This is a genomic window from Mesorhizobium sp. WSM4307 (genome assembly GCF_007003945.1).
Taxonomy (GTDB): Bacteria; Pseudomonadota; Alphaproteobacteria; order Rhizobiales; family Rhizobiaceae; genus Mesorhizobium.
The window spans coordinates 328,352-353,051 of sequence record NZ_VFTB01000002.1; the positions used below are offsets into that span (position 1 = coordinate 328,352).

Here is a 24,700-nt window from a genome sequence, read left to right on the forward strand (position 1 = left end):
TTTAAATCCTGCGAGAGTTAGTGGGCGTTTGCCGGCTTGTGCGGCGCTGGATGGGGGCCTAGCGCATCTTGGCGCGAACCGCCAGCCCCCCAGGTGCCTCGGCACGCCTTCAAATCGCCCATGACCGCCGCTTCGCCCTGGTGGACGCCGCATGTCCACGCCGACCGCCGCCCGCGCCTGATGCTGCGCAATGGGCTGACTGCGGCCTTGCGCGAGTGGTTCGCGGCTCAGGACTTCGTCGAGGTGGAAACGGCGGCACTGCAGGTCTCGCCCGGCAATGAGGCGCATCTGGCGGCTTTCGCCACGGAAGCGGTCGGGCCGGATGGCGCGTGCGCGCCGCTCTATCTCCACACCTCGCCGGAATTCGCCTGCAAGAAGCTGCTCGCCGCCGGCGAGAACAGGATTTTCAGCCTCGGCGCCGTCTGGCGCAACCGCGAGCGCGGCCCCTTGCACCATCCCGAATTCACCATGCTCGAATGGTACCGGGTGGGCGAGACCTATGAGAGCCTGATGCGCGATTGCGCCGACCTGCTGGCGCTGGCCGCGACGAGGGCAGGGGCCACGCGCTTTTCCTTCCGGGGCCGCGAGTGCGATCCGTTCGGTGAGCCGGAACGGCTGACGGTGGCGGATGCCTTCTTGCGCCATGCCGGCATCGATCTGCTGGCCACGGTCGCCGTCGATGGCGGCACCGACCGGGACGTGCTCTACGCCGCGCTGGGTCGAGCCGGCCTGCGTACGGCGCCCGACGATAGCTGGGCCGACCTGTTCAGCCGGGTGATGGTGGAAAAGATCGAGCCCAATCTCGGCCTCGGCCGCGCCACCATTCTTTGCGAATATCCGGTCGCCGAGGCGGCGCTTGCCCGGCCAAGCCCGCGCGACCCGCGCGTCGCCGAGCGCTTCGAGCTCTATTGCTGCGGCGTCGAACTCGCCAACGGCTTTGGCGAACTCACCGATGCCGAGGAGCAGCGCCGGCGCTTCATGCTCGAAATGGACGAGAAAGAGCGCGTCTATGGCGAGCGTTATCCGCTGGACGAGGATTTTCTCGCCGCCCTTGCCATCATGCCGCAAGCCAGCGGCATCGCGCTCGGCTTCGACCGGCTGGTTATGCTGGCGACCGGCGCGCAGAAAATAGAGGACGTGATCTGGACTCCGGTCGCCGGCTCTTGAGCCACGGGCGTCGTGGTGCCCGGTCTTAATGCGCGAAAACCTGCTCCAGCGAGCGAAAACCCTTGAATTCCAGGGCGTTTCCGGAGGGATCGCGGATGAACAGCGTCGCCTGTTCGCCGGGCTCACCCTTGAAGCGGACCATTGGCCGTTCCAGCCAGTCTATATCGTCGCGCGCTTCCAGCCGGGTCGCCAGGCGCTGCCAGTCATCCATCAGCAGCACGGCGCCGAAATGCGGGATCGGCACCAGAATGCCGTCGACCTTGCCGTCGCTGGCGGCTTGCGCGGCCTGCGGCCGCAAATGCGCCGACATCTGGTGGCCGTAAAGATCGAAGTCCACCCAGGTCGCCGACGAGCGGCCGATCGCGCAGCCCAGCACTTCGCCATAGAAAGTGCGGGTTTCATCGAGATCACGGACCGGGAAGGCGAGATGGAAAGGCGTCATGAAGGATGCTCCGTGCGGGCTGCGGCCTGTTTTTGCGTCACAGGCTTCGCGATGGGAACCATGTAGTGATGCATTTTGATTGAAGCCTATGCCATTGCACAAGCCGGACCGGAACAATAGATGGGTGGGCGCAGCCGCAAGCTGGCCGCGACAAGCAGGATCACAGGCATGGCCGACACATCAGACGCTAAAAAACTGACCGACCGCGTCGCGGCGCTGGTCGAGGCCGCCAAGAAGGCCGGCGCCGATGCCGCCGACGCGGTCGCCGTGCGCGGCCGCTCCACCGGTGTGTCGGTTCGGCTCGGCAAGGTCGAGGCCACCGAATCGTCGGAGGCCGAGGATGTCTCGTTGCGCGTCTTCGTCGGCCGGAAAGTGGCGAGCGTCTCGGCCACTGCCGCATCCGATCCGGCGATGCTCGCCGAGCGCGCAGTTGCCATGGCGAAAGTCTCGCCCGAGGATCCCTATCAGGGTCTCGCCGATCCCGCGCTGCTGGCAAGGCAAATGCGCGATCTCGACCTGTTCGACGCCACCGACGTGTCGGCCGACCAGTTGAAGGAAGCAGCCCTTGCGGCCGAAGGGGCGGCACTTGCCGTCAAGGGCGTGACCAATTCGGCCGGCAGCGGCGCCAGTGCCGGGCTGGGCGGTATCGTGCTGGCCACCTCGCACGGCTTCATCGGCCACTATGTCGGCTCGCGCTTCTCGCGCTCCGCCAGCGTCATCGCCGGCGAGGGCACCGGCATGGAGCGCGACTATGAATTCTCCTCGCGTCAGCACTTTGCCGATCTCGACGCGCCGGAGGATATCGGCCGCAAGGCCGGCGAACGCGCCGTGCGCCGCATCGGCGCGCGCAAGGCGGCGACGGGGCCGGTCGACGTGGTGTTCGACCCGCGCGTCGCGCGCGGCATCGCCGGCCATCTTGCCGGCGCCATCAACGGCGCGTCCGTCGCCCGCAAGACCTCGTTCCTGCGCGACATGATGGGCAAGCAGGTGGCCGCGTCCGCAGTCACCGTCACCGACGACCCGCTCAGGCCGCGTGGCCAGGCCTCGCGCCCGTTCGATGGCGAGGGCGTCGAGGGCGAAAAGCTTCTCATGGTCGAAAAGGGCGTGCTCAACCACTGGTTCCTGTCGACCTCGGCCGCGCGGGAACTGGGATTGATCACCAACGGCCGCGGATCGCGCAGCGGCTCCTCCGTGTCACCATCCTCCACCAATCTCGCCATCGAACCGGGCGAACGCTCGCCGGAGGATTTGATCAAGTCGCTCAAGAGCGGCTTCTATGTCACCGAAGTGTTCGGCCAGGGCGTCGACATGGTGACCGGCGAATACAGCCGCGGCGCCTCGGGTTTCTGGATCGAGAACGGCGAACTTGCCTATCCGGTCGCCGAAGTCACCATTGCCTCGAACCTGAAGACCATGTTCCTCAACATGGTGCCGGCTGATGACCTCGACCGCAATTTCGGCACCGCCGCGCCGACGCTCCTGATCGAAGGCATGACCCTTGCCGGAGCCTGAACTGACCGCTGCCTCTTCCGGCGCCATTGGCGATCTGCCGTTGCTGCGCGACGCCGCCCGCGAGGCGGGTCTGATCGCCATGCAGTACTTCGGCAACAGCCCACAAGTCTGGATGAAGGGCGGCACCTCGCCGGTCAGCGAAGCGGATCATGCCGCGGACGCCTATCTGCGCCGCACGCTGCTGGCGGCGCGGCCGGACTATGGCTGGCTGTCGGAAGAGACGGTCGACGATCCAGCGCGGCTTTCGGCGCGCCGCACCTTCGTCGTCGATCCGATCGACGGCACGCGCGGCTTCCTCGAGGGACAGCGCACTTGGTGCGTCAGCGTCGCTGTGGTCGAAGCGGGCCGCACGCTTGCCGGCGTGCTCGAATGCCCGGCGATGGACGAGACCTACTGGGCGCTGCCCGGCCAGGGCGCGTTCCGCAACGGCAAGCGCATTGGCGTGCGCACGCTTGGCGACAAGGCCGAGATTTCAGGATTGAAGCAGCTGATCGAGCTGGTGCCGGCCGGCTGGCAGAAGCGGCTGGTGCGCGCGCCCTACAGCCCTTCGCTCGCCTACCGCCTGGCGATGATCGCCAACGGCGCGCTCGACGCCACCTTCGTCAAGCCGAATGCGCATGACTGGGACATCGCCGCCGCCGATCTCATCCTGCGCGAGGCCGGCGGTCGGCTGCTCGACCCGCATGGCCGCGCGCCGCTCTATGCCGGCGAGGTGACCCGCCACGGCGCGCTCGCCGCCGGCAGCGGTGAATTGCTGGCGGTGCTCGTCGATGTCATCGCCGGGCTGGATGCGTGAAAGCACATTCGCAGGTTCCAAAGTCGGCGGCTTTGGTCTAGACCTGTCACAAACTCACAATATGTGAAGGACCGACATGACCGCGGAAGACGGGAAGAAACAGCTTTTGCATCTGGTGTTCGGCGGCGAACTGAAGAAGCTTGGGAGCACCGAGTTCCGCGATCTCGACGGGCTCGACATTGTCGGTATCTATCCCGATTATCAATCCGCGCACACGGCGTGGAAGGCCAAGGCGCAAGCCAGCGTGGACAATGCCCATATGCGTTATTTCGTCGTTCATCTGCACCGTCTGCTTGACCCCGACAACAAGGCTGCCGGTTGACTTCGATGGAGCATGACCTGGCGAAAGGGCCAGCCAGCGACACCGCGCCGACTCGCAGGGGCGGCAGCCGCGCGACCAAAACGTTCTGGCGCAAGGTGCGCGAACCGCTCGCGCAGTCACGATTCGTCAAGAACGCCATTGCCAGCCTGCTCGCGCAGTTCGTACGGCTGGTTCGCCTGACCAGCCCGCTGGTCGCCGGATCGGCGCGCTTTGCGGGCGGCGCCTATGCCGAATTCGAGCCCGGCATCATCGCCCTGTGGCACGGCCAGCATCTTTTGACGCCGGCCTACTACCCCAAGCGCAAGCCGCTGGTCGCCATGGTGTCGCGCAGCGCCGATGCCGAGCTCAACGCGCTGATGCTGGAGAAATTCGGCATCGAGGCGGTGCGCGGGTCCGGCGGGCGCGACAATGCCCGCCATCTCGACAAGGGTGGCGCCAAGGCCCTGATTGCCCTCAAAAAGTCGCTCACCGCCGGCAAGAACGTCGCCATGATCGCAGACATTCCGCATGGCACGCCGCGCGACGCAGGGCTCGGTATCGTTCTCCTGGCGCGCCTCTCGGGCCGGCCGCTGCTGCCTGTCGCCATCGCCACCAGCCGCCGCAAGGTGCTGGAAAAGAGCTGGGACAAGACCACCATCAACCTGCCTTTCGGCCGGTCCGCCGTGACCATCGGCGCGCCGATCTTTGTCGCGGCCGACGCCGATGACGCCGAAATGGAGCGCAAGCGCCAGGAAATCACCACCGCGCTCAATGCCGCGACGGCAGAGGCTTATCGTCTCGTGGATGGCCGGCGATGAGCGGTCGCTGGGCGCGCGCCATGCTGACCGCATACCGTTTCGCCGGTGCCGCGGCCTATCCGCTGGTCGGGCCCTATGTCGCCTGGCGCACCTCGCGCGGCAAGGAAGACCGCCACCGTCGCCGCGAGCGCTATGGCGTCGCCGGCCGCCTGCGCCCCGAAGGGCCCGTGATCTGGATCCACGCCGCAAGCGTCGGCGAGACCCTGGCCGTGGTGCCGCTGGTCGAGAGCATTCTCGATTATGGCGTCAACATCGTACTGACGACCGGCACGGTGACATCGGCCCAGGTCGCCGACGAGCGGCTCGGCGACCGCATCATCCACCAATATGTGCCGCTCGACCTCAAGCCGGCGGTCAGCCGGTTCCTCGATCACTGGCAGCCGGACCTTGCGATCATCGCTGAATCCGAGATCTGGCCGATGACCATCCTCGAGCTTGGCGCGCGCCACGTGCCGCAGGTGCTGGTCAATGGCAGGCTGTCCGACCGCTCTTTCACCTCGTGGAAGAAGCGCGCCAACATCGCCGAGGCGCTGTTCGAGAATCTCGCCCATGTCGTTGCCCAGTCCGATGTCGACGGCGAGCGTTTTCGCGTGCTTGGCGCCCGGCCGGTCACGGTGTCGGGCAACCTCAAGGTCGACACCAACCCGCCGCCCGTCGACGAACGGGTGCTGGCCGGCTTGCAGCGGCAGGTCGGCGGCCGCCCGACCTGGGCGGCGATCTCGACCCATGACGGCGAGGAAGTGGTGGCAGCGGAAGTCCATGCGATGCTGCACAAGCGTCACCATGGTCTGTTGACGATCGTCGTTCCGCGCCATCCTGATCGCGCCGAAAGCCTTGCCGCGCAGATTTCCGGCATGGGGCTGAAGGTCGCGCGCCGCAGCAAGGGCGACCGTATCGGGCCCGACACCGATATCCTGCTCGGCGACACGATTGGCGAGATGGGGCTCTATCTCCGGTTGACCGAAATCGCTTTCGTCGGCCGCTCGCTGACCTCCGAGGGCGGGCAGAATCCGCTCGAGCCGGCCATGCTCGACACAGCGGTTCTAGCCGGCCGCAATGTGCAGAATTTCCGCGAGGCCTATCAGCGCCTGATCGACAGCGGCGGCGCCAAGCTGGTGCGCGATCGCGACATGCTGGCCGGGGCCGTCAACTTCCTTTTGACCAACGAAGTGGCGCGCCATGAGATGATGGCGGCCGGTGTGGCGACCGTCGACGAGATGCGCGGCGCGCTGGCGCGCACGCTGAAATCGCTCGAACCCTATATCCAGCCGCTGGTCGTCAAGTCGCGCCTGAAGGGCGCCAACGGGCGCTAGCGTGGCCTCCGAAGCACCACCATTCTGGTGGGAAGAGCCGGACTGGAAAGTCCTGGCGCTGTCGCCGCTGTCGGCCGTCTATGCGCTCGTTGCCGGCCGCGGCATGCGGCGGGCCAGGCGTGAGAAGATCGAGGCACCGGTCCTGTGCGTCGGCAATTTCACCGTTGGCGGCACCGGCAAGACACCGGTCGCCATCGCGCTCGCCCAACAGGCCAAGCGCATGCGGCTGAAGCCCGGCTTCCTGTCGCGCGGCCATGGCGGTTCGTTCGCCGAACCGCATGTCGTCGATATCAATCACGATGCCGCCAAGCATGTCGGCGACGAGCCGCTGCTGCTGGCCGAACACGCCCCGGTCGCGGTGACGCCGAACCGCGCCGCCGGCGCCCGGCTGCTCTTGGCAAAGCATGGCTGCGATTTCCTGATCATGGATGATGGCTTTCAGAGCGCGCGCATCCATATCGACTATGCGCTGATCGTCGTCGACGCCCGCTACGGCATCGGCAATGGCCGCGTCATTCCGGGCGGCCCGCTCAGGGCAAAGATCGTTGACCAACTGGTCTTCACCAGCGGGCTGTTGAAGATGGGCGAGGGCACCGCCGCCGATGCCGTGGTGCGCCAGGCGGCGCGTGCCGGTCGGCCAATCTTCGAGGCGCACACGGAGCCCCGCAGCAAGACCGGGCTTGCCGGCAAGCGGTTCCTGGCCTTCGCCGGCATCGGCCATCCCGACAAATTCTTCGACACGGTGCGCGAGGCCGGCGGTGAGGTGGTCCTCTCAAAACCCTTTCCGGACCATCATTTCTACGCCGAGGACGAACTCGGCGAACTGGCGGTGACGGCGCGCGCCGAAGGGCTGGGGCTCATCACCACGGCCAAGGACGCCGCCCGGTTGCGCCACGGCGCCTCGCAGGACTTTCTCGACAGGCTCGAGGTGCTGGAAATCGACACGGTTTTCGAGCTCGACCATGTGCCCGAGCGCATCATCGAGGAAACGCTCGATGCCTGGCGGCAGCGCAGGCTGAGAAGCTAGCTACGCTTGCGCAGCTCCGGATGCATCTCGATTTCGCGGCGCAGCGAAGCGGTGGCGTTGACGTAGGGCTCCTGCCTGGCGACGCTCCAGTATTTCAGCTCGTCCAGGGGAATGTTTTCCCCGGTCACCGCACAGCGCACGAACGAGCCGGGACTGGTGACCTGGAAATCGCCATCGAGATAGCGGATGCGGGCTTCCTTGCCGCCCGGGCCTTCGAAACGGTTCATCATGCGGTGGTGCCAAGTGTCATACAGATTTCATCGCCACAAATCCGCGGCCGGGTCAAGCTTGCGACAAGCCTCGGACAATGCTGAGGCACTAGGACAGGTGCGAAAAGCGCTTTTATCGGGGGCATGATGGATATTTCTTCCGCCCGCCTGGCTTCCTTGCTCAAGGAGGCGATGACGCCGCAACCCGTGCCGTCGGCGAAGGCCGATCCGGTCAGGACGGCGCTGGTCAGGGAACTGGTCCAGCCCGCCGCGCCCTCTTTGTTCGCGCAACGCACGGCGCCCGCTTTGCTGGCGATGCCGGCGGCGCCGATGGCCGTCAAATCGCAGCAGATTGCTTCTTCCGGCATCGTCGAGGCCTATCAGGCCCAGCTCGACACACGGGACGAGGCGGTGTTGGCAACGACCGTAGCGAGGAGAACGGCGCCCGAAGCCGAAACGCAGCGCGGCGCCGTGCCGCCTTCGGCAACGGCCAATGACAACGCGCCCGCCAGGGCTGCCGGGGTGTCCTTGTTGTCGTTTATCCCGTCGCAGGTTCCGGTGCCGCAAAACGCCGCCATGGGGATGTCGTCGGGACGGCGAAGGCCAGCCAATCAATCTCACGCCGCCGCCGTACCCAATCCCGAGGGCCTGCTGGTGAGAATCGGCTTTGTTTCGATCATGACCGGTTTGCTGGCAACAATGATGTTCGGATTCGTTCTGCTGCTGCTTCGCTGAACGAATCGAAGATAGGCCGGGAGACCTATCGCTCCGCTTCGATGAACGCCTCGATCTTGTCCGGCGCCAATCCGGCCTGCCGCGCGATGCGGCGGGCAAGGTCGGCCGCCGCCGTGCGCGGCCGCCCCAGCGGCCGGTCGAGCCAATAGGAAACCGGGTTGAGCGCGGTACGCTCGTCGACCGCGGTGATGCGGCCAGACTGCAGCTGATGTCCGGTTAGCGGCGGACGCGCCAGCGCGATGCCGAGCCCATAGGCTGCGGCATCGAGCACCAGGTTGTAGTCCTCGAAGCGGCGATCCTGCGGGCGCGGGCGATAGTCCATGCCTTGCGCGGCGAACCAGGCACGCCAGCCGGAGGCGTCGGAATCGTTGATCAGCGGAAATTTAAGCAGCCGGGCCGGGTCGCCACGCCCGATGTCCCGTGCCAGCTCGGTCGATGCGACAGGGAAGACATGTTCCTCGAACAGCTGCACCGAAACACGGCCCGGAATGACTCCACGGCCACAGCGGATCGACAGATCGATGCCTTCATCGGCAAGGTCGGCCTGGCGGATGTCGACATCGAGCACGATGCGCAGCTTGGTCGGATTGTTCTCCAGTGCCGCCATGCGCGGCATCAGCCACAGCCCGCTGACCGAGGGGATCGAGGTCAGCCGCACCACCGCCGTGCCGCGCGGCTCGACCCAGCGGTCGGAATGGCTCGAAATCAGCGCGAAAGCCTCCGATGTGCGCAGATGCAGCCGGTTGCCTTCGATCGTCAGCGTCACGCCGCGCGCGCCGCGATCGAACACTTTCAGGCCCAGCCAATCCTCGAGCTTGGCGATCTGACGGCTGATGGCCCCGTGGGTGATGTTGAGCTTTTCGGCGGCCGCGGAAAAACTGCCGGTTCGTGCCGCCGCGTCGAAGGCACGCAGGGTCTCGAGCGGCACCATTGTGTCTGAGCTGTGATCCATAGTCACAGGTGATCCTCGATTTGGTCGTTTGTCAACAGGCGGGAAAAGACGTTTTGTGGCCTCCAGGACGGGAACAGCATGAGGACGGTGAGATGAGCGCGATGACGGGCACGTTGAATCAGACACAGCGGATGGACACCACGGCCGCCATCGCCGTGGCGCTGACGGTGGTCGGCTGGGCCTCTGCTTTTCCGGCCATCCGCGCCGGCCTTGCCGCCTTCGGGCCGCTGGAACTGGGCTCCCTGCGCTTTGCCATCGCCGCGGTGCCGGCGGCGATCTTCCTTGCAGTCAAGCGTCCGGCGCTGCCCAGGCTCGACGAGGTGTGGCGCCTCGTCTTTGGCGGGGCAATTTTCGTCGCGCTCTACACCGCCATGCTCAATTTCGGCGAGCTGACCGTCTCGGCTGGAGCCGCCGGCTTCATCATCAATGTCAGCCCGATCTTCACCGCCATCATGGCGATGGCGCTTCTGGGCGAACGCTTTTCAAGGTGGGCCTGGGCTGGCACGGCGATATCCTTCGCCGGCATCGGCATCATAGCAATGGCAGACGGACAAGGCCTGCATTTCAATGCTGGCGCACTGCTCGTGCTTGGCTCCGCGCTCTGTTCGGCCGTCAACACCATCGTCCAGAAGCCGCTATTTGCCCGCCATCACCCGCTGACCATCTCGGCCTCCAACATGGTGCTCGGAGCGCTTTGTCTGTCCCCCTTTCTGCCGAGCGGCTTTGCGCAGGCAGCCGTCGCCAACACCGCCGGTCTCGGCGCCGTCATCTTTCTTGGCATCGTGCCCAGCCTGATCGCCTATGCCGCCTGGGCAACAGCGCTATCGCGTCTGCCGGCCGCACGTGCCTCGAACTTCCTCTATCTGGTTTCGCCGATGTCTGCCCTGATCGGCTTCTTTTGGCTGGGCGAAGTGCCGACGCTGCTCGGCATCCTCGGCGGCGCACTGGCACTGGGTGGTGTCATCGTGGTGAATTTGAAGCGCTAGACCAAAGGTTGGCTGTCTTTCCCGAATCAGGACGAGAGCCTCGCGTCATAGGCTGATGACGCCGATCTACTGGAATGTGCAGAAGAAACGGAGCGGGGCAGGGATATCATCTCCGTGAGTTTCCGCGATGGCCGTGCGGCGTATGAGGAGGTTATGTCTTTGACCGCAAGGCCGAGAAGTACCGCCCGAGGACATGAGACGGTTCCCATCAACAAGATGGCCCACGGGGCCGCGTTATCGGCCGCGAAGGCGTATCGTGATGGAGACGGAAATCGAATCGCCTGCCGTTAGATTGCACTTGCGCCGGACGTCATCCTTCAGGGGTAAAAGATAGCTTCCGTCCTTGGGAAACAGAGATGTGCCGAACATGAAGTCGTCAATGGTCGCCTCGACAGGTATCACCCCCCAGCCATAGGTCGCGAACTTCGCGACTTTTTTGATCTCTTCCCCATGCTGCTCGGGTATTGGCGCGAAGAAGTATGGCGAAGGGCCCCTCCAGTGGATCACCACGGCTTCGAACTGGAACCGGACCGTCAACTCGCCGCTCACAGACTCACCGCCACTGGGAAACCGCTCACTCGGGTACTCCGAAGTAAGCACGATAGTGCTCCAGGTGAGCCGCCGCGGAAAATTCCTCGAAGTCGCCGGCAGCCTCGCATTCTTTCAAATAGGCAAGCGCCTTTGTGGCAACCTCGCTAGACTGCTTCATCAGGAAATCCTTGGTGTTTTGCAGACCATTGCCGCAAAGAAATTGGACATCCAGGGAGCTGAACAGATCGAAACCTGATGACTTGGCGTCCCAAATTCGCAGGACGTCTTCGTCCATTGCTTTGCTGAAGAGCTGAACACAACAGAGCAATGCCAAGTCATCTTCCCGTCCATCGCCTTTGCGCTCGCGATCGGCTTCATGCGCTAAGAGATCGCGAATGCGAGGCAAATCCTCGTCTTTCGGCACGAGGCCAAATTGCTGCAGTGAGTCCCTGGTGTTCATCACCGCCGCCCGAACAGCCGCTCGATATCGGCGAGCTTCAGCTCGATATAGGTCGGGCGGCCATGGTTGCAGGTGCCGGATCCCGGCGTCGCCTCCATCTGGCGCAGCAGCGCGTTCATCTCCTCGGCCTTGAGCAGCCGGCCGGAACGCACCGAACCGTGGCAGGCCATGGTGGCGGCGATCTTGTCCAGCCTTTCCTTGAGTGTCTCGACGGTGTCGTTGTCGGCGATCTCGTCGGCGAGATCGCGCACCAATTGCTGGACATTGGTCTCGCCCAGCATCGACGGCGTCTCGCGCACGGCAACAGCACCCGGACCGAAACGCTCGATGCCGAGGCCGAAGCGGGCGAGCGTTTCGGAGTGCATGGCGAGCCGCTCGGCATCCTCTTCCGGCAGGTCGATGATCTCAGGCAGGAGCAGCATCTGCGAGGGCACGGGGCGCGAATGCAGGGCGTTCTTCAGCGCTTCGTAAACCAGCCGCTCATGCGCAGCGTGCTGATCGACGATGACGAGCGAATCCCTGGTCTGGGCAACGATGTAGTTTTCGTGCACCTGGGCGCGCGCCGCACCGAGCACCGTGCCAAGCAGCGTATCGGCCGCCTCGCTCTGTCCGGCGCGCGCATCGGCGCTGGCGAGCGGGCCGGTATCAAACGCCGCCTGGCCGGGTTCACCAAACCCGCCATTCCTTGCGCCTGCGCCTTCGAAACCCGCACCCGCGAATTGCATGTCGAGCGGCCGCTGCGGCGAGCGCGAGGGATCGAAACCGGTGGAGCCGGAAGCGCGGTAGGCCGCTTCGTAGCTGCGATGGCCATTGGCCGGGCCGCCATGATTGTAGGGTGCGGCACCCGGCCGGAACGCCGCCATCATGCCCGCGGCTCCCGTCGTGGCTGAGCGGATGCCGGCATCGGCCAGGGCCTGGCGGATGGCGCCGACGATCAGCCCGCGCACCAGGCCCGGATCGCGGAAGCGCACATCGGCCTTGGCCGGGTGGACATTGACGTCGACGATGGCCGGATCGAGCGAAAGAAACAGCACCGTCACCGCGTGGCGGTCGCGCGGCAGCACATCGGCGAAGGCGCCGCGGATGGCGCCGGCGATCAGCTTGTCACGCACCGGCCTGCCATTGACATAGGCATATTGCTGCAGCGCGTTGGCGCGGGTGAAGGACGGGATCGAGACATGGCCGGTCAGGTGTACGCCTTCGCGCATCGCGTCGATGGTGATGGAATTGTCGGGAAATTCCGCCCCCATCACCTGGGCGACGCGGCGCAGGCTGCCTTCCGGACTGTCATCGGTCGCCGGCAATTCCAGGGTCGAGCGGTCGGAACCGGCGAGCGTGAACCGCACGGCCGGAAAGGCGATGGCGATGCGTTTGACGACATCGCTGGTCGCCGAGCTTTCAGCCCGCTCGCCCTTCATGAATTTGAGCCGCGCCGGCGTGGCGAAGAACAGATCGCGCACCTCGACGGTTGTGCCGCGGTTGGCTGCCGCCGGTCTGACGGGCAGCACGCGGCCGCCCTCTATGCCGATCTCGGCGGCGCTGTCGCCCAAAGCCGTGCGCGAGCGGATCGACAGCCGCGATACCGAGCCGATCGACGGCAGCGCCTCGCCGCGAAAGCCGAGCGAGCGGATGTCGTTGATATCCTCGGCGAGTTTGGAGGTGCAGTGGCGCGCGATCGCCAGCGAAAGCTCCGGCTCGGGGATGCCGGAACCGTCATCGGTGACGCGGATCAGGTTCAGCCCGCCACCTGAGGTGACGATTTCGATGCGTGATGCGCCAGCATCGAGCGCATTCTCGACCAGTTCCTTGACCACGCTCGCCGGACGCTCGATGACTTCGCCGGCGGCGATCTGGTTGATCATCGTTTCGGAAAGCTGGCGAATGGGCATGGCGACAGTATAGGAGGATTCGTGTCGTGCGGGCGAGGGCGAACTGCGGTGGAACGGTGAAACGGCTTTATGCCTGCGCCGCCAGCCAGTCCCTTACCTTGCGGACATTGTCGCTGAGCTCCCGGTTCTTCGGCCACACGACGTAGAACGCCTTGCCGGTCTTGAGCACGTGGTCCGTCACCTGCACCAGCAGTCCCGTCGCCAGCAGCCGCTCGGCAAGGTGCCGCCAGCCGAGCGCGATGCCTTGCCCCTCCATCACGCCCTGGATGACCAGGCCATAATCATTGATGCGCAGGCCGCGCGCGGCGTCGCCGAGGCTGCCGCCGGCCGACTGGAACCATTCGTCCCAACTGGCCGCCTCGCGATACGGCTCCTCCAGATGGATGAGACGGTGCTTGGCCAATTCCCCGACGGTCTTCGGCATGCCGAACTTGGCCAGGTAGCTGGTTCCGGCGACGGGGAAGATCTCCTCATCGGCAAGCGGCAACGAGTGGTAGTCCGGCCAGTCCCGGGGCTCGCCGCCACGCACGGCGAGCGGGATGCCTTCGGCGATGATGTCGAGGTCGCGGTCGGCGGTCTGGATGCGCAGATCGATGCCCGGCAATTCGTCACGGAACTGCTGCAGGCGCGGCATCATCCAGAACGAGCCGAAGGCGGTCGATGCGGCGAGCGTCACGTGGCCGCCGGTCGCCTGCAGGCGCAGATCCTCGGCCGACTTGCGGATATGCGACAGCCCCAGCGAGACATCGGCGTGGAAGCGTTCGCCGGCTTCGGTCAGGCTGACCTGCCGGTGGCGGCGCTGGAACAGCTTGGCGCCGAGCTGCTCTTCCAGCCCCCGCACCGCGTAGGAAACGGCGGCCTGCGTCATGCCGAGCTCGCGCCCGGCGGCGGTGAAGCTCGACAGCCGGCCGGCCGCCTCGAAGACGATCAGGCTGCCGGCGGAGGGCAAGAGGTGGCGCAGGCTTCGCATAAGCACAGCTTATACAGAAGATCAGGATTTTCCAGCGTCACAGCCATATTTCGGGTCGCTAACGTGGTGGCCGGAAGAAGGAGGCTCCATGAACGTACCGGCCGTCGAATTGACCGAACAGACCCACCGCCGCGGCGGTGGCCGTGTTGGCCGCAAGGCGCTCAGAAGCGCGCCGATCGCTTCCTTTCCGACCTTGGTGCGCAACATCCCCGTCTATGAGATCGTGCCTGACGAGGCGGTGGAACTGATCCACGAGGAATCGCTGAAGATCCTCGAGGAGGTGGGCTGCGAATTCCGCGACGACGGCGCGATCGAGCTCTGGAAGGCGGCCGGCGCCGATGTCAGGGAGACGCGTGTCCGCATCGACCGCGCGCTGCTGATGGAGCTCGTCTCGAAGGTTCCGTCGGAATTCACGCTCAATGCACGCAACCCCGAGCGCACCGTGCGCGTCGGCGGCAAGAACTCGATTTTCGTGCCGATGTATGGCGCGCCCTACGTCCGCGACCTCGATAATGTCAGGCGCTATGGCACGCTCGCCGACCTCAACAATTTCCACAAAATGGCCTACATGGCGCCGGCGCTGCATTCCTCGAGCTCGGTCATCTGCGAGCCGATGGAAATCGCGGTGCCGAAACGGCATCTGCACATCATCCACTCGGCGCTGAAGCATTCCGACAAGCCGTTCATGGGCATCGTGACGTCGAAGGAGCGCGCCGAGGACACGATGGCGATGGCCGGCATCGTCTTCGGCGAGGCGTTCGTACGCGACAACCCTGTGCTGGTGGCGATCACCAACTGCAATTCGCCGCTGGTATGGGACGCCACCATGATCGACGCCATGCGGGTCTACGCGAGCCACAACCAGCCGCTGATCCTGGCGCCTTTCGCGCTGTGCGGCGCTTCGACCTCGGCTTCTGCCGTCGGCGCGGTGGCGCAGGTCAACGCCGAGGCGCTTGCCGGCGTGGCGCTGACCCAGCTCATCCGCCCAGGCTCGCCGCAAATCTACGGCCAGTTCATGGTCACGGTCGACATGAAGACCGGCGCGCCGATGGGCGGCACCCCGGAGGCCGCCCAGATGATGTATCTGATGGGCGCGCTGGCGCGGAAATACCGGCTGCCGTGGCGCACCTCGGGATTCCATGTCGGCTCGAAGCTGAACGACGCTCAGGCGGGTTACGAATCGAACATGCTCATGCATGCCGCCATCCTGTCCGGCGCCAACTACATCTGGCATTCCGCCGGCTGGCTGGAAGCCGGCCTGACTTGCGGCTATTCGAAATTCGCGACGGACTGCGAGCAGCTCGTCGGCTGGTACAAATACGCCGGGGGGGTGTCCTTCGACGATTTCAAGGAGGCCATGGCGGCGATCCGCGAGGTCGGACCGCAAGGCCATTTCCTCGGCACCCAGCACACGCTCGAACATTTCGAGTCCGCCTTCTTCATGCCCTCGATCATGGACTTCAACTCCTACGAACAATGGAATGCCGAAGGGGCGAAGGACCACGACACGCGCGGCCGCGAGAAGGCGCGCAACATGCTCGCCGATTACGAGGAGCCGAAGCTCGACGAGGGCATTGCCGAGGGTCTCAGGGATTTGATCGCGCGGCGCGAGGAGAAGCTGCCGGATACGGTGAGTTGACGCAAAGGGCGAAGACCCGACGGGAACCATAAGGGAGGAAGAAAATGACACTTTTCACAAGCAATGGCGATCGCGTCCCCAGCGCTATCGAGGCCATGGCGCAGGAGGCGCGTGCCGGCCGCATGGACCGGCGTGAGTTCCTGGCGCTGGCAAGCGCCTTCGGTGCGTCGACGGCTCTCGCCTATGGCATGATCGGTCTTGCCGCGCCGCGACAGGCCCAGGCTGAGGAGCCGAAGAAGGGCGGCACGCTGCGCGTCTCGATGTCGGTCAAGGCGCAGAAGGACCCGCGCACCTACGACTGGGTGGAACTGGCCAACATTTCGCGCAGCTGGCTGGAGCCGCTGGTGCGCTACACCAGGCAATTCACCTTCGAGCCGGTGCTGCTCGAAAGCTGGGATATCAACGACGACGCCACCGAATATGTCCTGCATGTGCGCAAGGACATCACCTGGAACAATGGCGATGCCTTCAATGCCGATGACGTCGCCCACAATCTGGCGCGCTGGTGCGAGAAAGGCGTCGCCGGCAATTCGATGGCCGCACGCGTCGGCGCGCTGATCGACGCAAAAACCGGCAAGGCGAGGGACGGCGCGATCACCAAGGTCGACGACCACACCGTCAAGCTGAAGCTTAGCGAACCCGACATTTCGCTGATCCCGAACTTCACCGATTATCCCGCGCTCGTCGTCCACCGCAACTTCGATGCCGACGGCGCCGATCCGGTCAAGAAGCCGATCGGCACGGGTCCGTTCGAACTCGTCTCTTACGATGTCGGCCAGAAGGCGGTGGTGAAGCGCCGCGAGAACGGCAAATGGTGGGGTGGCGAGGCGCCTCTCGACGGCGTCGAATTCGTCGACTACGGCACCGACTTCAATGCCACGGTGAACGCTTTCGATTCCGGCGAGATCGACCTCAATTTCGAGAGCCCGGCCGATTTCATCGACATTCTCGACAAGATGGGCCTGCAGAAATCCGAGGTTGCGACGGCAACGACACTAGTTGCCCGCACCAACATCACGCACAAGCCCTATGACGACAAGCGGGTGCGCAACGCTCTGCAGATGGCCGTCGACAACAATGCCGTCTTGCAGCTCGGCTATGCCGGGCGCGGCACGGTCGGCGAGAACCATCATGTCAGCCCGATCCATCCGGAATATTATCCCCTGCCAAAAAAGCAGCGTGACGCCGCCGGTGCCAAGAAACTGATGGCGGAAGCCGGTCAGGCCGACTTCGAGCACGAACTGATCACCATCGAGGACGATTGGCAGAAGAACACCGGCGACGCGATCGCCGGTCAATTGCGCGATGCCGGCATCAAGGTGAAGCGCACGGTGCTGCCGGGGTCGACCTTCTGGAACGACTGGACGAAATATCCTTATTCGATGACCATCTGGTACATGCGTCCGCTCGGCGTTCAGGTGCTGGCGCTGGGTTATCGCAGCGGCGAGGCGTGGAATGAGTCGGCCTATTCCAATCCCGATTTCGACGCCAAGCTCAAACAGGCGCTCTCGCTGATCGACGTCGCCAAGCGCAAGGAAGTGATGAAGGATGTCGAGCAGATCCTGCAGGACTCCGGAGTCATCATCCAGCCGTTCTGGCAGAAGCTCTACAGTCACACCAGCAAGAAGGTGAAGAACTACGGCGTCCACCAGACCTTCGAGATGGACCTCCAGAACGTCTGGCTCGACGGCTGAAAGGAGGCCGGGCAGGGGCTTCATGAGCGGCAAAAAACCCGGTATGCAGGATGCGTGGTGTTGATTGCGTCAAGCCATCAAAAGCCGGAGATTCTGCATGAGACGGACAGTGCTCCTTGCCGCCCTCGCGATAGCCTTACCCGCGGCCGCCTTCGCCGGACCGGCGTCGGACGCCGTGAAGTTCTTCTATGTTCCGGCGGTCAAATTCGAGGCCGATGCACAATACCGGGATCGCTTCACCGTGCCGGTGACGAAACTGTTCGATCTCAATGACCAGGCGACCAAGAAGAATCCCGACCAGGTCGCCTGCATCGACTTCGACCCCGGTCTTGATGCGCAGGATTTCGATCAGAAGACGGTCTCCAAGACCCTGAAATTGTCCGAGACGGTGGATGGCGACACGGCACAAGTGGTGGCAAGCTTCAAGCTGTTTTCGGACGGTGACGATTCGCAACGCGAAATGCACTGGTCATTGCAGAAGGTCGACGGCAAGTGGAAGGTATCGGACATTGCTTCGAAGACCAGCGACTGGACGCTGAGCCAGCTCGAATGCATGGCGGGCCAAGATCCGGAGTGATTGCCATGGTCTTGGACGTTCCGGCCGGGGTGTTGAATCGACGGTTTCGTGTCACCACTCGGCATCCCCGACGCGCGAAGCTTTCCAAATTTCGTGGAACGCCAAGCACTTCGAATGTAGTGTGAAGGCGATGTAACAATGGCATGATGGCGGTTGCGTAGCTTGGCGGATCGCCACGCGCACGAGAAATTCAAATCAGCGATCCGGTTTTGACGTCACGTTGCTTTTGACAAGGCGAAGCGCTAGACTTCCTCCGCTTGGTTGCGAACGAATCTCTTGTTCCATTTAGGGGGAATGATCATGAAAATTCTAGGCTGCCTATTATCTTCGCTGTTTCTCGCTTTGGCGATGGCGGTGATCGCCACGCCGGCTTCCGCTCAAGCGACCCGGACCTGGGTTTCCGGCGTCGGCGACGACGCCAATCCGTGCAGCCGCACGGCGCCTTGCAAGACCTTTGCCGGCGCGATCTCGAAGACGGCTGTCAGCGGGGAGATCAACTGCCTCGATCCGGGTGGTTTCGGTACGGTGACAATCACCAAGTCGATTACGATTGACTGTGTCTATACGGAAGGCGGGGTTCTCTCCGCCGGAGTCAATGGTGTCATCGTCAACGCCCTGGCTGGAAGCGTTGTGCATCTCAGGGGGCTGGATATCGATGGCGTGGGCACGGGCCTAAATGGCGTACGCTTTCTTGGTCAGGGCCAACTGCATATCGAGGATTCGATCATCCAGCGGGTCACCGGCCAGGGCGTGGAAGTCGCGCCGAACGGACCTGCCGAAATCTATATCAGCAATACCCGGATATCCGAGGCAGCCACCAATGGCATCCTGATCAAGACGACTGGCGCCGTTGGGATAAATGCTGCGTTCACGCGAACGGAGGTCACAAACAACGGCGCCGGCATCACCGTCGATGGCACGGGTGACACCCTGCCCATAAATATGGCGTTGACAGCGAGCCTGGTCAGCGGGAACGGCGGCAACGGCGTGACCGTGAAGACGGTTGCCGCAGCCTCCCAGGTCCGCGCCACGGTAACAAATACGACGGTGTCGTCCAATGCCGGCGTGGGCGTGAATGCCAATGGTGCGGCTGCCAGCGGCGCCGGCAGTTCGATCGTCACTCTTGGCGGATCGACCGTGTTCGCCAACGTGACCGGTGTCGGCTCTAGCGGATCGGGTGTGGTGCAGTCTTTCAAGAACAACATGATTTCCGGAAATGTCTCGGATGGCACGCCGCTGACGGCATTCCCTGGACCTGGAGGCGCACCGCTGCAATAAGCGCTCTGTTGCATGACACACCATTCCACCGGGCCGTGCTCGCTGTCCGGTGGAATGCAGTAAGACCTGAAGACCAAGCTTTCCACGGACTTTGGGCGTACTTCAGCCAGCCACGCGGTGTCGGTGTTGCATGGCGCCGCGCTGGCAGCCTTCAGGCTGCCTGGCCGCAAGCAACATCTTGAAACCCGATCGATCGCGTTTCGCCGGCGACAGGCAATCAACCCTGAAGCGATTGCAGGAAAAATGGAACCATGCCGGCGCGCGGCTTTCCCTGATAAAAGCAATGATATGAAGGCCTGAGATAGGGACCGCCAAAGATTGCCTCGTATTCGCTGGCAAAAGCCTCCCACCTGTTTTTGCCCGAGGTCGCCACGGAATCATGGACCTGGTGAAACGTCCCCTCGCTGAGCAGGCAGACATTGCGCGCGTCAGGGCGCGTCACGTAGCGACGAAATATCTCGAGATTTGCCAAGCCGCCGCCTGGGGACGTGAAACGTTCGTCGAAGCCGCCATGTCGGTCGAACAATGTGCGGCTTATCGAGAAAGAATTGCTTTCCGTGATGCCGCCGAAGAAACCACTGCTTGAGGAGCCGGCAAATACCGAAATCCCGAACAGCCCGTCCGACTCGTCGGGCCAGCGCACGGCACGGATCAATCCATCTTCGATCTCCGCCCCATATCCTTCCGGCACCGACTGCATCTGCACCTTGGGACCAATGTGCCAGGACAGCGAGAACACAAAGGCATCCTCCATCCTGCCATGAGCTTTTACACTCTCATCGATCAGTCGTTCGGAGAATATGCGGGCACCATCGATGGCAAACAACAAAATCTCCCCCTTGGCGATTTCGCGCGCAGCCCAATTCAGAGCAAACACCGGGGATTGCCTGGGGTCTGGTGCTCTTACGATTTGCGCATTTGGTGGCAGATTTTCGTATGTGAGCGGCGTGCTTGAGCCGTTGTCGACGACGATGACTTCGTATTCATCCGACCTCAGTCCCTTCTGATAGGGAGCGGTCGCGGACAGGATCGTGCGGGGTGCCTCGCGCGCCATCTCGTAGGCACAGATGATGACCGAGAGGCGCGGCCTGCGCTGCGACAATGCTGGCACCACGCGCCGGTCCGATTGCATCGAAGCCTTGGTCGCGCGCTGTGCCGCGATGATCCCAAGATCGTTAGCCAACAGATCCGTGGCGCGTGGTTGCATGTGGTCGCGGATGGCTGCGACGGTTGGAAATGACCACTTCCCAGCCAGTATCTCGGCTTCGATGGCGCCATAGTTGGCGGTAAGCACGTCCGACGACGGATCGAGCCGGGTCACCAGGCCGAAACCCTTCATGTCGACATCATAAACCCGAATGTCCAGATCGGGTCGGTAGTGGCGAAGAATAGGTATCAGGCGATAGACATCACCAGTCCAGATCGTTGTATTGCGTTGCCGTGACGCGTAATCCATGTGCTGCGGCAGCAGGTCATCAATGACAATGACGCTGTCTGGGCTGGCATGCTTCTCCAGATTCATGAAATCGCGCAGTGCGAATTCGACAAGATGCAACCCGTCGATGAACGCCAAGTCGATGGGTGCCCCGAGAATTTGCGCCACGTCGTCGCGTGCGAAGAAACTGTCGCTGGTGGTGTTGAACAACCGCGTGGGGGCGGTCAACGCGACCTTGATCTCGTAGTCGGGATCGATGCCTATGGCCGGAACTCTTGACAGAGCCAGGCTATAGCCCAGTCTGCAGCCGATCTCGCAATAGTTGGCCGGCCGAAGCGTTTCATGGGTTAGCCCCAAGGCGTCTAGATAGTTCAAGAGACGGTCTTCCTTGTTGACGGAACCTGCAAGGGTACTGGCACAATATACGCAAACCCGCCAGCCAGACATGGCCGTAAGTCTCTCGGTGCCGGCAGGCTTTGGCGTCGTTTGTGTTGCCGATGATCCGCCGATGGTTCCGCTGAAATGATTGTTCTTGAACGGTTGGCGCGGGCAGCCGCGCGAACCGTTCGCCTCGAAGTGCTTGTTGGCTTCCTCAAATTCTGCATCCTTGTGACTAGGTTTCGACGACCAAAGGCTGGACATTCCGCCGGCCTGAACGCATGACCGTTCGAAGCCTGGAGTGATGCGATGGCCCGTCTTATGGCCCTGGTGATCGTGTGCGTTTTGACAGGGTCCTGCGCCGCCGCAGCTCAAGGTCTGTTCGGCTCACCGCCGCCGAACGCGCCGTCCGCCGGCGGCCAGCCTCCAGACAGCAACGCTACGCCTCCTGCCGCAACGCCGGCGCCGCAGGAAAAGCCGGTCGAGCTGCCGCCGGCGGCGCCCGTTCTGCAGGGATCGCCGACGGCAGTGGTGAAGCCCTTTTACGAACATCCCGGGCTGGAACTCGATCCAGCCCAACGCAAGAACTTCATCGATCCAGCGAAAACCGTGCTCGACAAGAGTGACGCGCTGCGCGCTTCGGGTGAGGGCGAATGCCTCGACCCCAACATGGCACTCGACAACGCCGACTACGACAAGCTCGCCGTCGACCGGAGTCTGCGTACGGTCGAGGCCGTCAACGACGACGAGGCCAAGGTGGTCGTCGCGTTCGTTGTCGAAGGTCACCAGCACCGTCTCGAATGGAAGCTCAAGAAGGTAGCCGGTGACTGGAAGATTTCCGATCTTCTGTCGGTGACCGGCGAATGGGCGCTCAGCCAATATCAGTGCGAATGAGGGGCTCAGCCGCGCCCGCGATAGGGGGCGACGCCCGTGTCCGGCAGCCAGGCGCCTTCAGGTGGAGTGCCGGTCTGCCAGAAAACGTCGATCGGAATGCCGCCGCGCGGATACCAATAGCCGCCTATGCGCAACCACAGCGGCTTGGTTGCTGCCACGATGCGGCGGCCGATCATGACGGTACAATCCTCATGGAAGGCACCGTGGTTGCGAAACGAGGTCATGAACAGCTTCAGCGACTTCGATTCCACCAAAGCCGCATCGGGTGCGTAGTCGATGACGATATGGGCGAAATCCGGCTGGCCGGTCACCGGGCACAGCGAGGTGAACTCCGGGCAGGTGAAGCGCACGATCGCCGGCGGGCCGTCGCCGTGCGAAAACGGCACGGTTTCCAGGACCGCTGCTTCGGGGCTCTGTGGCGTCTCGACGTGCGCGCCGAGCTGGGTAAGGGTTTTGGTATCGATCATGGGCGGGGTTCCTTCGAATTTGCCGCTCATTAGCATTGGACCGAAACGTGCGCAGCGGTTTTCAGACGAATCCGATGCTTAAATTAGGAATGCTGCAGCACCTGCTCCAGCGCAATTTGAAACCGCAGGAAGACGATGACCAGCAACGACCCGCTTCTTCAGCCCTACCAGCTCAAGCATTTGACGCTGAAGAACCGGGTGATGTCGACCAGCCACGAGCCGGCCTATTCCGAAGACGGTATGCCGAAACAGCGCTATCGGCTCTACCATGCCGAGAAGGCCAGGGGTGGCATGGCGCTGACCATGACCGCCGGCTCGGCGATAGTCTCGCGCGACAGCCCGGCCGCCTTCGGCAATCTGCATGTGTATGATGACCGCATCGTGCCGTGGCTGGCCGAACTCGCCGAGGCCTGCCACGAGCATGACTGCAAGGTGATGATCCAGATCACCCATCTTGGCCGCCGAACCGGCTGGAACAAGGCCGACTGGCTGCCGGTGCTCTCGGCTTCGCCGGTGCGCGAGCCGGCGCACCGCGCTTTCCCAAAAACCATCGAGGACTGGGATATCGAACGCATCGTTGCCGACTATGCGTCGGCCGCGCAGCGCTGTCAGGCCGCCGGCCTCGACGGCATCGAGTTCGAGGCTTACGGCCATTTGATGGATGGCTTCTGGTCGCCGGCCACCAATCATCGCGATGACGAGTATGGCGGCTCGCTCGACAATCGCCTGCGCTTCACCAACATGGTGCTGGATGCGGTGCGCGCGGCGGTCGGCGAAAAGTTCGTCGTCGGCATCCGCATGGTCGCCGACGAGGATTTTCCGCAAGGCCTGTCGAAGGAGGAAGGCGTCGAGATCGCCAGGCGGCTGGCCGGCTCCGGCAAGGTCGATTTCCTCAACATCATCCGCGGTTCGATCGAGAGCGACGCGGCATTGACCAAGGTTATTCCGGTGACCGGCATGCGGTCTTCGCCGCATCTCGATTTTGCCGGCGAGGTGAGGGCGGCGACAAAGTTCCCGACCTTTCATGCGGCGCGCATCTCCGATGTCGCCACCGCGCGCCATGCGATCGCCACCGGCAAGCTCGACATGGTCGGCATGACCCGTGCGCATATTGCCGATCCGCACATCATCAGGAAGGTGATGGAAGGCCGCGAGCACGAGATCCGCCCCTGTGTCGGCGCCACCTATTGTCTGGATCGCATCTATGAAGGCGGCGAGGCGCTCTGCGTTCACAACGCGGCGACCGGCCGCGAGGCCGAGATTCCGCACATCATCGTCAAGACCGAAGGGCCGAAGCGGAAAGTCGTCGTCGTCGGTGCTGGGGCCGGCGGACTGGAGGCGGCGCGTGTCGCAGCCGAGCGCGGCCACCAGGTCACGATCCTGGAGGCATCCTCGCAAGCGGGTGGCCAGGTCCGTCTGGCAACGCAGAATCCGCGCCGCAAGGAGCTGATCGGCATCATCGACTGGCGGCTGGCCGAACTCGATCGGCTCGGCGTCGAGATCCGCTACGACACCTGGGCGGAAAAGGACGATGTTCTGGCACTGGCGCCCGATGTTGTGGTCGTCGCCACCGGCGGCCTGCCGCAGAACCCGCCGTTGACGAGCGGCGACAATCTCGTCACGTCGAGCTGGGACATCATGGCCGGCAGCGTCAAGCCGGCCGAAAACGTTCTGCTCTTTGACGACAATGGCGGCCATCAGGGCATGGGGGCGGCCGAGTTGATCGCCAACAGCGGTGCGATGCTGGAGCTGGTCTCGCCGGAGCGTTTCTTCGCCCCCGAAATGGGCGGCATGAACCACGTGCCGTATATGCGCGCTTTCCAGGTGAAAGGCGTCACCATCACCATCAACACGCGCCTGCGCTCGGTGCGGCGCGAGGGCAACCAACTGGTCGCCGAACTCGCTTCGGACTTTGCCGACGGCTGGCGCGGGGAACGTAGGGTCGACCAGGTGGTGGTCGAGCATGGCACGGCGCCGCTCGACGATCTTTACCTCAGCCTGAAGCCGCTTTCGAAGAATGGCGGCGCGATCGACTATGAACGTCTGGTCGCCGGCGGCGACATTTTCCCGGCACGCAACCCCGAAGCAGGCTTCGTGCTGTTGCGCATCGGCGATGCGGTCGCTTCGCGTAACATTCACGCCGCCATCTATGACGGCATCAGGTTCGGCTTGCGGTTCTGATGCAAGGCCCGCTCGGGCTGGCGCAATTTGTGGTGTTGGTGGCGCGCGG

At 63.7% G+C, this 24,700-nt stretch carries 24 protein-coding genes; 15 read left to right on the forward strand and 9 right to left on the reverse strand.

Going from position 1 to position 24,700, the window contains the following annotated elements:
* Positions 1-120: 120 nt before the first annotated feature.
* Positions 121-1,167: an EF-P lysine aminoacylase EpmA gene (epmA, locus tag FJV83_RS05230; protein WP_142884807.1), complete on the forward strand. Its 1,047-nt coding sequence runs from the start codon at positions 121-123 to the stop codon at positions 1,165-1,167.
* 25 nt (positions 1,168-1,192) lie between these two features.
* Here epmA and FJV83_RS05235 read toward each other — a convergent pair whose 3' ends face one another.
* Positions 1,193-1,609: a VOC family protein gene (locus FJV83_RS05235; RefSeq protein WP_027042200.1), complete on the reverse strand. Its 417-nt coding sequence runs from the start codon at positions 1,607-1,609 to the stop codon at positions 1,193-1,195.
* 168 nt (positions 1,610-1,777) lie between these two features.
* Here FJV83_RS05235 and FJV83_RS05240 point away from each other — a divergent pair, with 168 nt between their 5' ends.
* The 6 genes from FJV83_RS05240 to lpxK all read left to right on the forward strand — a co-directional run bounded on the left by FJV83_RS05240 (position 1,778) and on the right by lpxK (position 7,376).
* Positions 1,778-3,121: a TldD/PmbA family protein gene (locus tag FJV83_RS05240; RefSeq protein WP_142884806.1), complete on the forward strand. Its 1,344-nt coding sequence runs from the start codon at positions 1,778-1,780 to the stop codon at positions 3,119-3,121.
* Positions 3,108-3,917: a 3'(2'),5'-bisphosphate nucleotidase CysQ gene (locus FJV83_RS05245; RefSeq protein WP_095788377.1), complete on the forward strand. Its 810-nt coding sequence runs from the start codon at positions 3,108-3,110 to the stop codon at positions 3,915-3,917. The genes FJV83_RS05240 and FJV83_RS05245 overlap by 14 nt, the downstream gene beginning before the upstream one ends.
* Before the next feature lie 76 nt (positions 3,918-3,993).
* A complete protein-coding gene (locus tag FJV83_RS05250) occupies positions 3,994-4,239 on the forward strand; it encodes a DUF4170 domain-containing protein (protein ID WP_095770531.1) in 246 nt (81 codons plus the stop codon).
* A 5-nt stretch (positions 4,240-4,244) separates the two neighbouring features.
* Entirely contained in the window at positions 4,245-5,036 is a 792-nt protein-coding gene (locus FJV83_RS05255) for a lysophospholipid acyltransferase family protein (protein WP_095770530.1), read from the forward strand.
* Positions 5,033-6,349, forward strand: coding sequence for a lipid IV(A) 3-deoxy-D-manno-octulosonic acid transferase (gene waaA, locus FJV83_RS05260; protein WP_142884805.1), 1,317 nt, complete (start codon positions 5,033-5,035; stop codon positions 6,347-6,349). Before FJV83_RS05255 ends, waaA begins: the two co-directional genes overlap by 4 nt.
* Before the next feature lies 1 nt (position 6,350).
* Positions 6,351-7,376, forward strand: a complete 1,026-nt coding sequence (gene lpxK / locus FJV83_RS05265; RefSeq protein WP_095770528.1) for a tetraacyldisaccharide 4'-kinase — start codon at positions 6,351-6,353, stop codon at positions 7,374-7,376.
* Here the strand turns inward: lpxK and FJV83_RS05270 are convergent.
* A complete protein-coding gene (locus FJV83_RS05270) occupies positions 7,373-7,606 on the reverse strand; it encodes a DUF2093 domain-containing protein (protein ID WP_095770527.1) in 234 nt (77 codons plus the stop codon). The two genes, lpxK and FJV83_RS05270, sit on opposite strands and share 4 nt — an antisense overlap.
* Positions 7,607-7,777: 171 nt before the next feature.
* On the opposite strand from FJV83_RS05270, the gene FJV83_RS05275 reads away from it, so the two are divergent.
* Complete coding sequence (locus FJV83_RS05275) at positions 7,778-8,320, forward strand: hypothetical protein (RefSeq protein WP_246688947.1); 543 nt, start codon at positions 7,778-7,780, stop codon at positions 8,318-8,320.
* A 25-nt stretch (positions 8,321-8,345) separates the two neighbouring features.
* Here FJV83_RS05275 and FJV83_RS05280 read toward each other — a convergent pair whose 3' ends face one another.
* On the reverse strand, positions 8,346-9,272 hold the full coding sequence (locus FJV83_RS05280; protein ID WP_142876418.1) for a LysR family transcriptional regulator: 927 nt from the start codon (positions 9,270-9,272) through the stop codon (positions 8,346-8,348).
* A gap of 92 nt (positions 9,273-9,364) precedes the next feature.
* Here FJV83_RS05280 and FJV83_RS05285 point away from each other — a divergent pair, with 92 nt between their 5' ends.
* The gene (locus tag FJV83_RS05285) at positions 9,365-10,258 is read left to right on the forward strand and encodes a DMT family transporter (RefSeq protein ID WP_142884804.1); all 894 of its coding nucleotides are present in this window, start codon (positions 9,365-9,367) and stop codon (positions 10,256-10,258) included.
* 234 nt (positions 10,259-10,492) lie between these two features.
* On the opposite strand, the gene FJV83_RS05290 is transcribed toward FJV83_RS05285, so the two are convergent.
* The 4 genes from FJV83_RS05290 to FJV83_RS05305 form a co-directional block, all read right to left on the reverse strand.
* Positions 10,493-10,807, reverse strand: a complete 315-nt coding sequence (locus FJV83_RS05290; RefSeq protein ID WP_142884803.1) for a DUF1905 domain-containing protein — start codon at positions 10,805-10,807, stop codon at positions 10,493-10,495.
* 25 nt (positions 10,808-10,832) lie between these two features.
* Positions 10,833-11,249, reverse strand: coding sequence for a hypothetical protein (locus FJV83_RS05295; RefSeq protein WP_142884802.1), 417 nt, complete (start codon positions 11,247-11,249; stop codon positions 10,833-10,835).
* The gene (gene mutL / locus FJV83_RS05300) at positions 11,249-13,138 is read right to left on the reverse strand and encodes a DNA mismatch repair endonuclease MutL (RefSeq protein ID WP_142884801.1); all 1,890 of its coding nucleotides are present in this window, start codon (positions 13,136-13,138) and stop codon (positions 11,249-11,251) included. The genes FJV83_RS05295 and mutL overlap by 1 nt, the downstream gene beginning before the upstream one ends.
* A 67-nt stretch (positions 13,139-13,205) precedes the next feature.
* Positions 13,206-14,108, reverse strand: coding sequence for a LysR substrate-binding domain-containing protein (locus tag FJV83_RS05305; protein WP_095788381.1), 903 nt, complete (start codon positions 14,106-14,108; stop codon positions 13,206-13,208).
* An 88-nt stretch (positions 14,109-14,196) separates the two neighbouring features.
* On the opposite strand from FJV83_RS05305, the gene FJV83_RS05310 reads away from it, so the two are divergent.
* The 4 genes from FJV83_RS05310 (at position 14,197) to FJV83_RS05325 (ending at position 19,296) form a co-directional block, all read left to right on the forward strand.
* The gene (locus FJV83_RS05310) at positions 14,197-15,747 is read left to right on the forward strand and encodes a trimethylamine methyltransferase family protein (RefSeq protein WP_095770520.1); all 1,551 of its coding nucleotides are present in this window, start codon (positions 14,197-14,199) and stop codon (positions 15,745-15,747) included.
* 44 nt (positions 15,748-15,791) lie between these two features.
* A complete protein-coding gene (locus FJV83_RS05315) occupies positions 15,792-17,441 on the forward strand; it encodes an ABC transporter substrate-binding protein (protein ID WP_142884800.1) in 1,650 nt (549 codons plus the stop codon).
* 97 nt (positions 17,442-17,538) lie between these two features.
* Positions 17,539-18,018 (forward strand): DUF3828 domain-containing protein, encoded by a 480-nt coding sequence (locus FJV83_RS05320; RefSeq protein WP_142884799.1) that lies wholly within the window; start codon positions 17,539-17,541, stop codon positions 18,016-18,018.
* Between the two features lie 294 nt (positions 18,019-18,312).
* On the forward strand, positions 18,313-19,296 hold the full coding sequence (locus FJV83_RS05325; protein ID WP_185973287.1) for a right-handed parallel beta-helix repeat-containing protein: 984 nt from the start codon (positions 18,313-18,315) through the stop codon (positions 19,294-19,296).
* 217 nt (positions 19,297-19,513) lie between these two features.
* On the opposite strand, the gene FJV83_RS05330 is transcribed toward FJV83_RS05325, so the two are convergent.
* A complete protein-coding gene (locus FJV83_RS05330) occupies positions 19,514-21,373 on the reverse strand; it encodes a class I SAM-dependent methyltransferase (RefSeq protein WP_142884798.1) in 1,860 nt (619 codons plus the stop codon).
* Between the two features lie 45 nt (positions 21,374-21,418).
* Here FJV83_RS05330 and FJV83_RS05335 point away from each other — a divergent pair, with 45 nt between their 5' ends.
* Positions 21,419-22,003, forward strand: coding sequence for a hypothetical protein (locus FJV83_RS05335; protein WP_142884797.1), 585 nt, complete (start codon positions 21,419-21,421; stop codon positions 22,001-22,003).
* Between the two features lie 5 nt (positions 22,004-22,008).
* Here the strand turns inward: FJV83_RS05335 and queF are convergent, their stop codons facing one another.
* Entirely contained in the window at positions 22,009-22,470 is a 462-nt protein-coding gene (gene queF, locus FJV83_RS05340; RefSeq protein WP_142884796.1) for a preQ(1) synthase, read from the reverse strand.
* A gap of 135 nt (positions 22,471-22,605) precedes the next feature.
* Here queF and FJV83_RS05345 point away from each other — a divergent pair, with 135 nt between their 5' ends.
* Positions 22,606-24,651 carry an NADH:flavin oxidoreductase gene (locus tag FJV83_RS05345; protein WP_142884795.1) on the forward strand — a complete coding sequence of 682 codons (2,046 nt, stop codon included), beginning with the start codon at positions 22,606-22,608 and terminating at the stop codon, positions 24,649-24,651.
* Positions 24,652-24,700 lie beyond the last annotated feature (49 nt).

Excerpts from the sequence above, each read along its gene's own strand:
- FJV83_RS05280 (WP_142876418.1), bottom strand. The coding sequence starts at position 9,272 with ATGGATCACAGCTCAGACACAATGGTGCCGCTCGAGACCCTGCGTGCC.
- FJV83_RS05275 (WP_246688947.1), top strand. The coding sequence starts at position 7,778 with ATGACGCCGCAACCCGTGCCGTCGGCGAAGGCCGATCCGGTCAGGACG.
- FJV83_RS05285 (WP_142884804.1), top strand. The coding sequence starts at position 9,365 with ATGAGCGCGATGACGGGCACGTTGAATCAGACACAGCGGATGGACACC.
- FJV83_RS05325 (WP_185973287.1), top strand. The coding sequence starts at position 18,313 with ATGATCATGAAAATTCTAGGCTGCCTATTATCTTCGCTGTTTCTCGCT.
- FJV83_RS05235 (WP_027042200.1), bottom strand. The coding sequence starts at position 1,609 with ATGACGCCTTTCCATCTCGCCTTCCCGGTCCGTGATCTCGATGAAACC.
- queF (WP_142884796.1), bottom strand. The coding sequence starts at position 22,470 with ATGATCGATACCAAAACCCTTACCCAGCTCGGCGCGCACGTCGAGACG.
- FJV83_RS05295 (WP_142884802.1), bottom strand. The coding sequence starts at position 11,249 with ATGAACACCAGGGACTCACTGCAGCAATTTGGCCTCGTGCCGAAAGAC.
- FJV83_RS05310 (WP_095770520.1), top strand. The coding sequence starts at position 14,197 with ATGAACGTACCGGCCGTCGAATTGACCGAACAGACCCACCGCCGCGGC.
- FJV83_RS05250 (WP_095770531.1), top strand. The coding sequence starts at position 3,994 with ATGACCGCGGAAGACGGGAAGAAACAGCTTTTGCATCTGGTGTTCGGC.
- FJV83_RS05315 (WP_142884800.1), top strand. The coding sequence starts at position 15,792 with ATGACACTTTTCACAAGCAATGGCGATCGCGTCCCCAGCGCTATCGAG.
- epmA (WP_142884807.1), top strand. The coding sequence starts at position 121 with ATGACCGCCGCTTCGCCCTGGTGGACGCCGCATGTCCACGCCGACCGC.
- FJV83_RS05320 (WP_142884799.1), top strand. The coding sequence starts at position 17,539 with ATGAGACGGACAGTGCTCCTTGCCGCCCTCGCGATAGCCTTACCCGCG.
- FJV83_RS05330 (WP_142884798.1), bottom strand. The coding sequence starts at position 21,373 with ATGTCCAGCCTTTGGTCGTCGAAACCTAGTCACAAGGATGCAGAATTT.
- FJV83_RS05270 (WP_095770527.1), bottom strand. The coding sequence starts at position 7,606 with ATGATGAACCGTTTCGAAGGCCCGGGCGGCAAGGAAGCCCGCATCCGC.
- FJV83_RS05255 (WP_095770530.1), top strand. The coding sequence starts at position 4,245 with ATGGAGCATGACCTGGCGAAAGGGCCAGCCAGCGACACCGCGCCGACT.
- waaA (WP_142884805.1), top strand. The coding sequence starts at position 5,033 with ATGAGCGGTCGCTGGGCGCGCGCCATGCTGACCGCATACCGTTTCGCC.
- FJV83_RS05345 (WP_142884795.1), top strand. The coding sequence starts at position 22,606 with ATGACCAGCAACGACCCGCTTCTTCAGCCCTACCAGCTCAAGCATTTG.
- FJV83_RS05240 (WP_142884806.1), top strand. The coding sequence starts at position 1,778 with ATGGCCGACACATCAGACGCTAAAAAACTGACCGACCGCGTCGCGGCG.
- FJV83_RS05335 (WP_142884797.1), top strand. The coding sequence starts at position 21,419 with ATGGCCCGTCTTATGGCCCTGGTGATCGTGTGCGTTTTGACAGGGTCC.
- FJV83_RS05305 (WP_095788381.1), bottom strand. The coding sequence starts at position 14,108 with ATGCGAAGCCTGCGCCACCTCTTGCCCTCCGCCGGCAGCCTGATCGTC.
- mutL (WP_142884801.1), bottom strand. The coding sequence starts at position 13,138 with ATGCCCATTCGCCAGCTTTCCGAAACGATGATCAACCAGATCGCCGCC.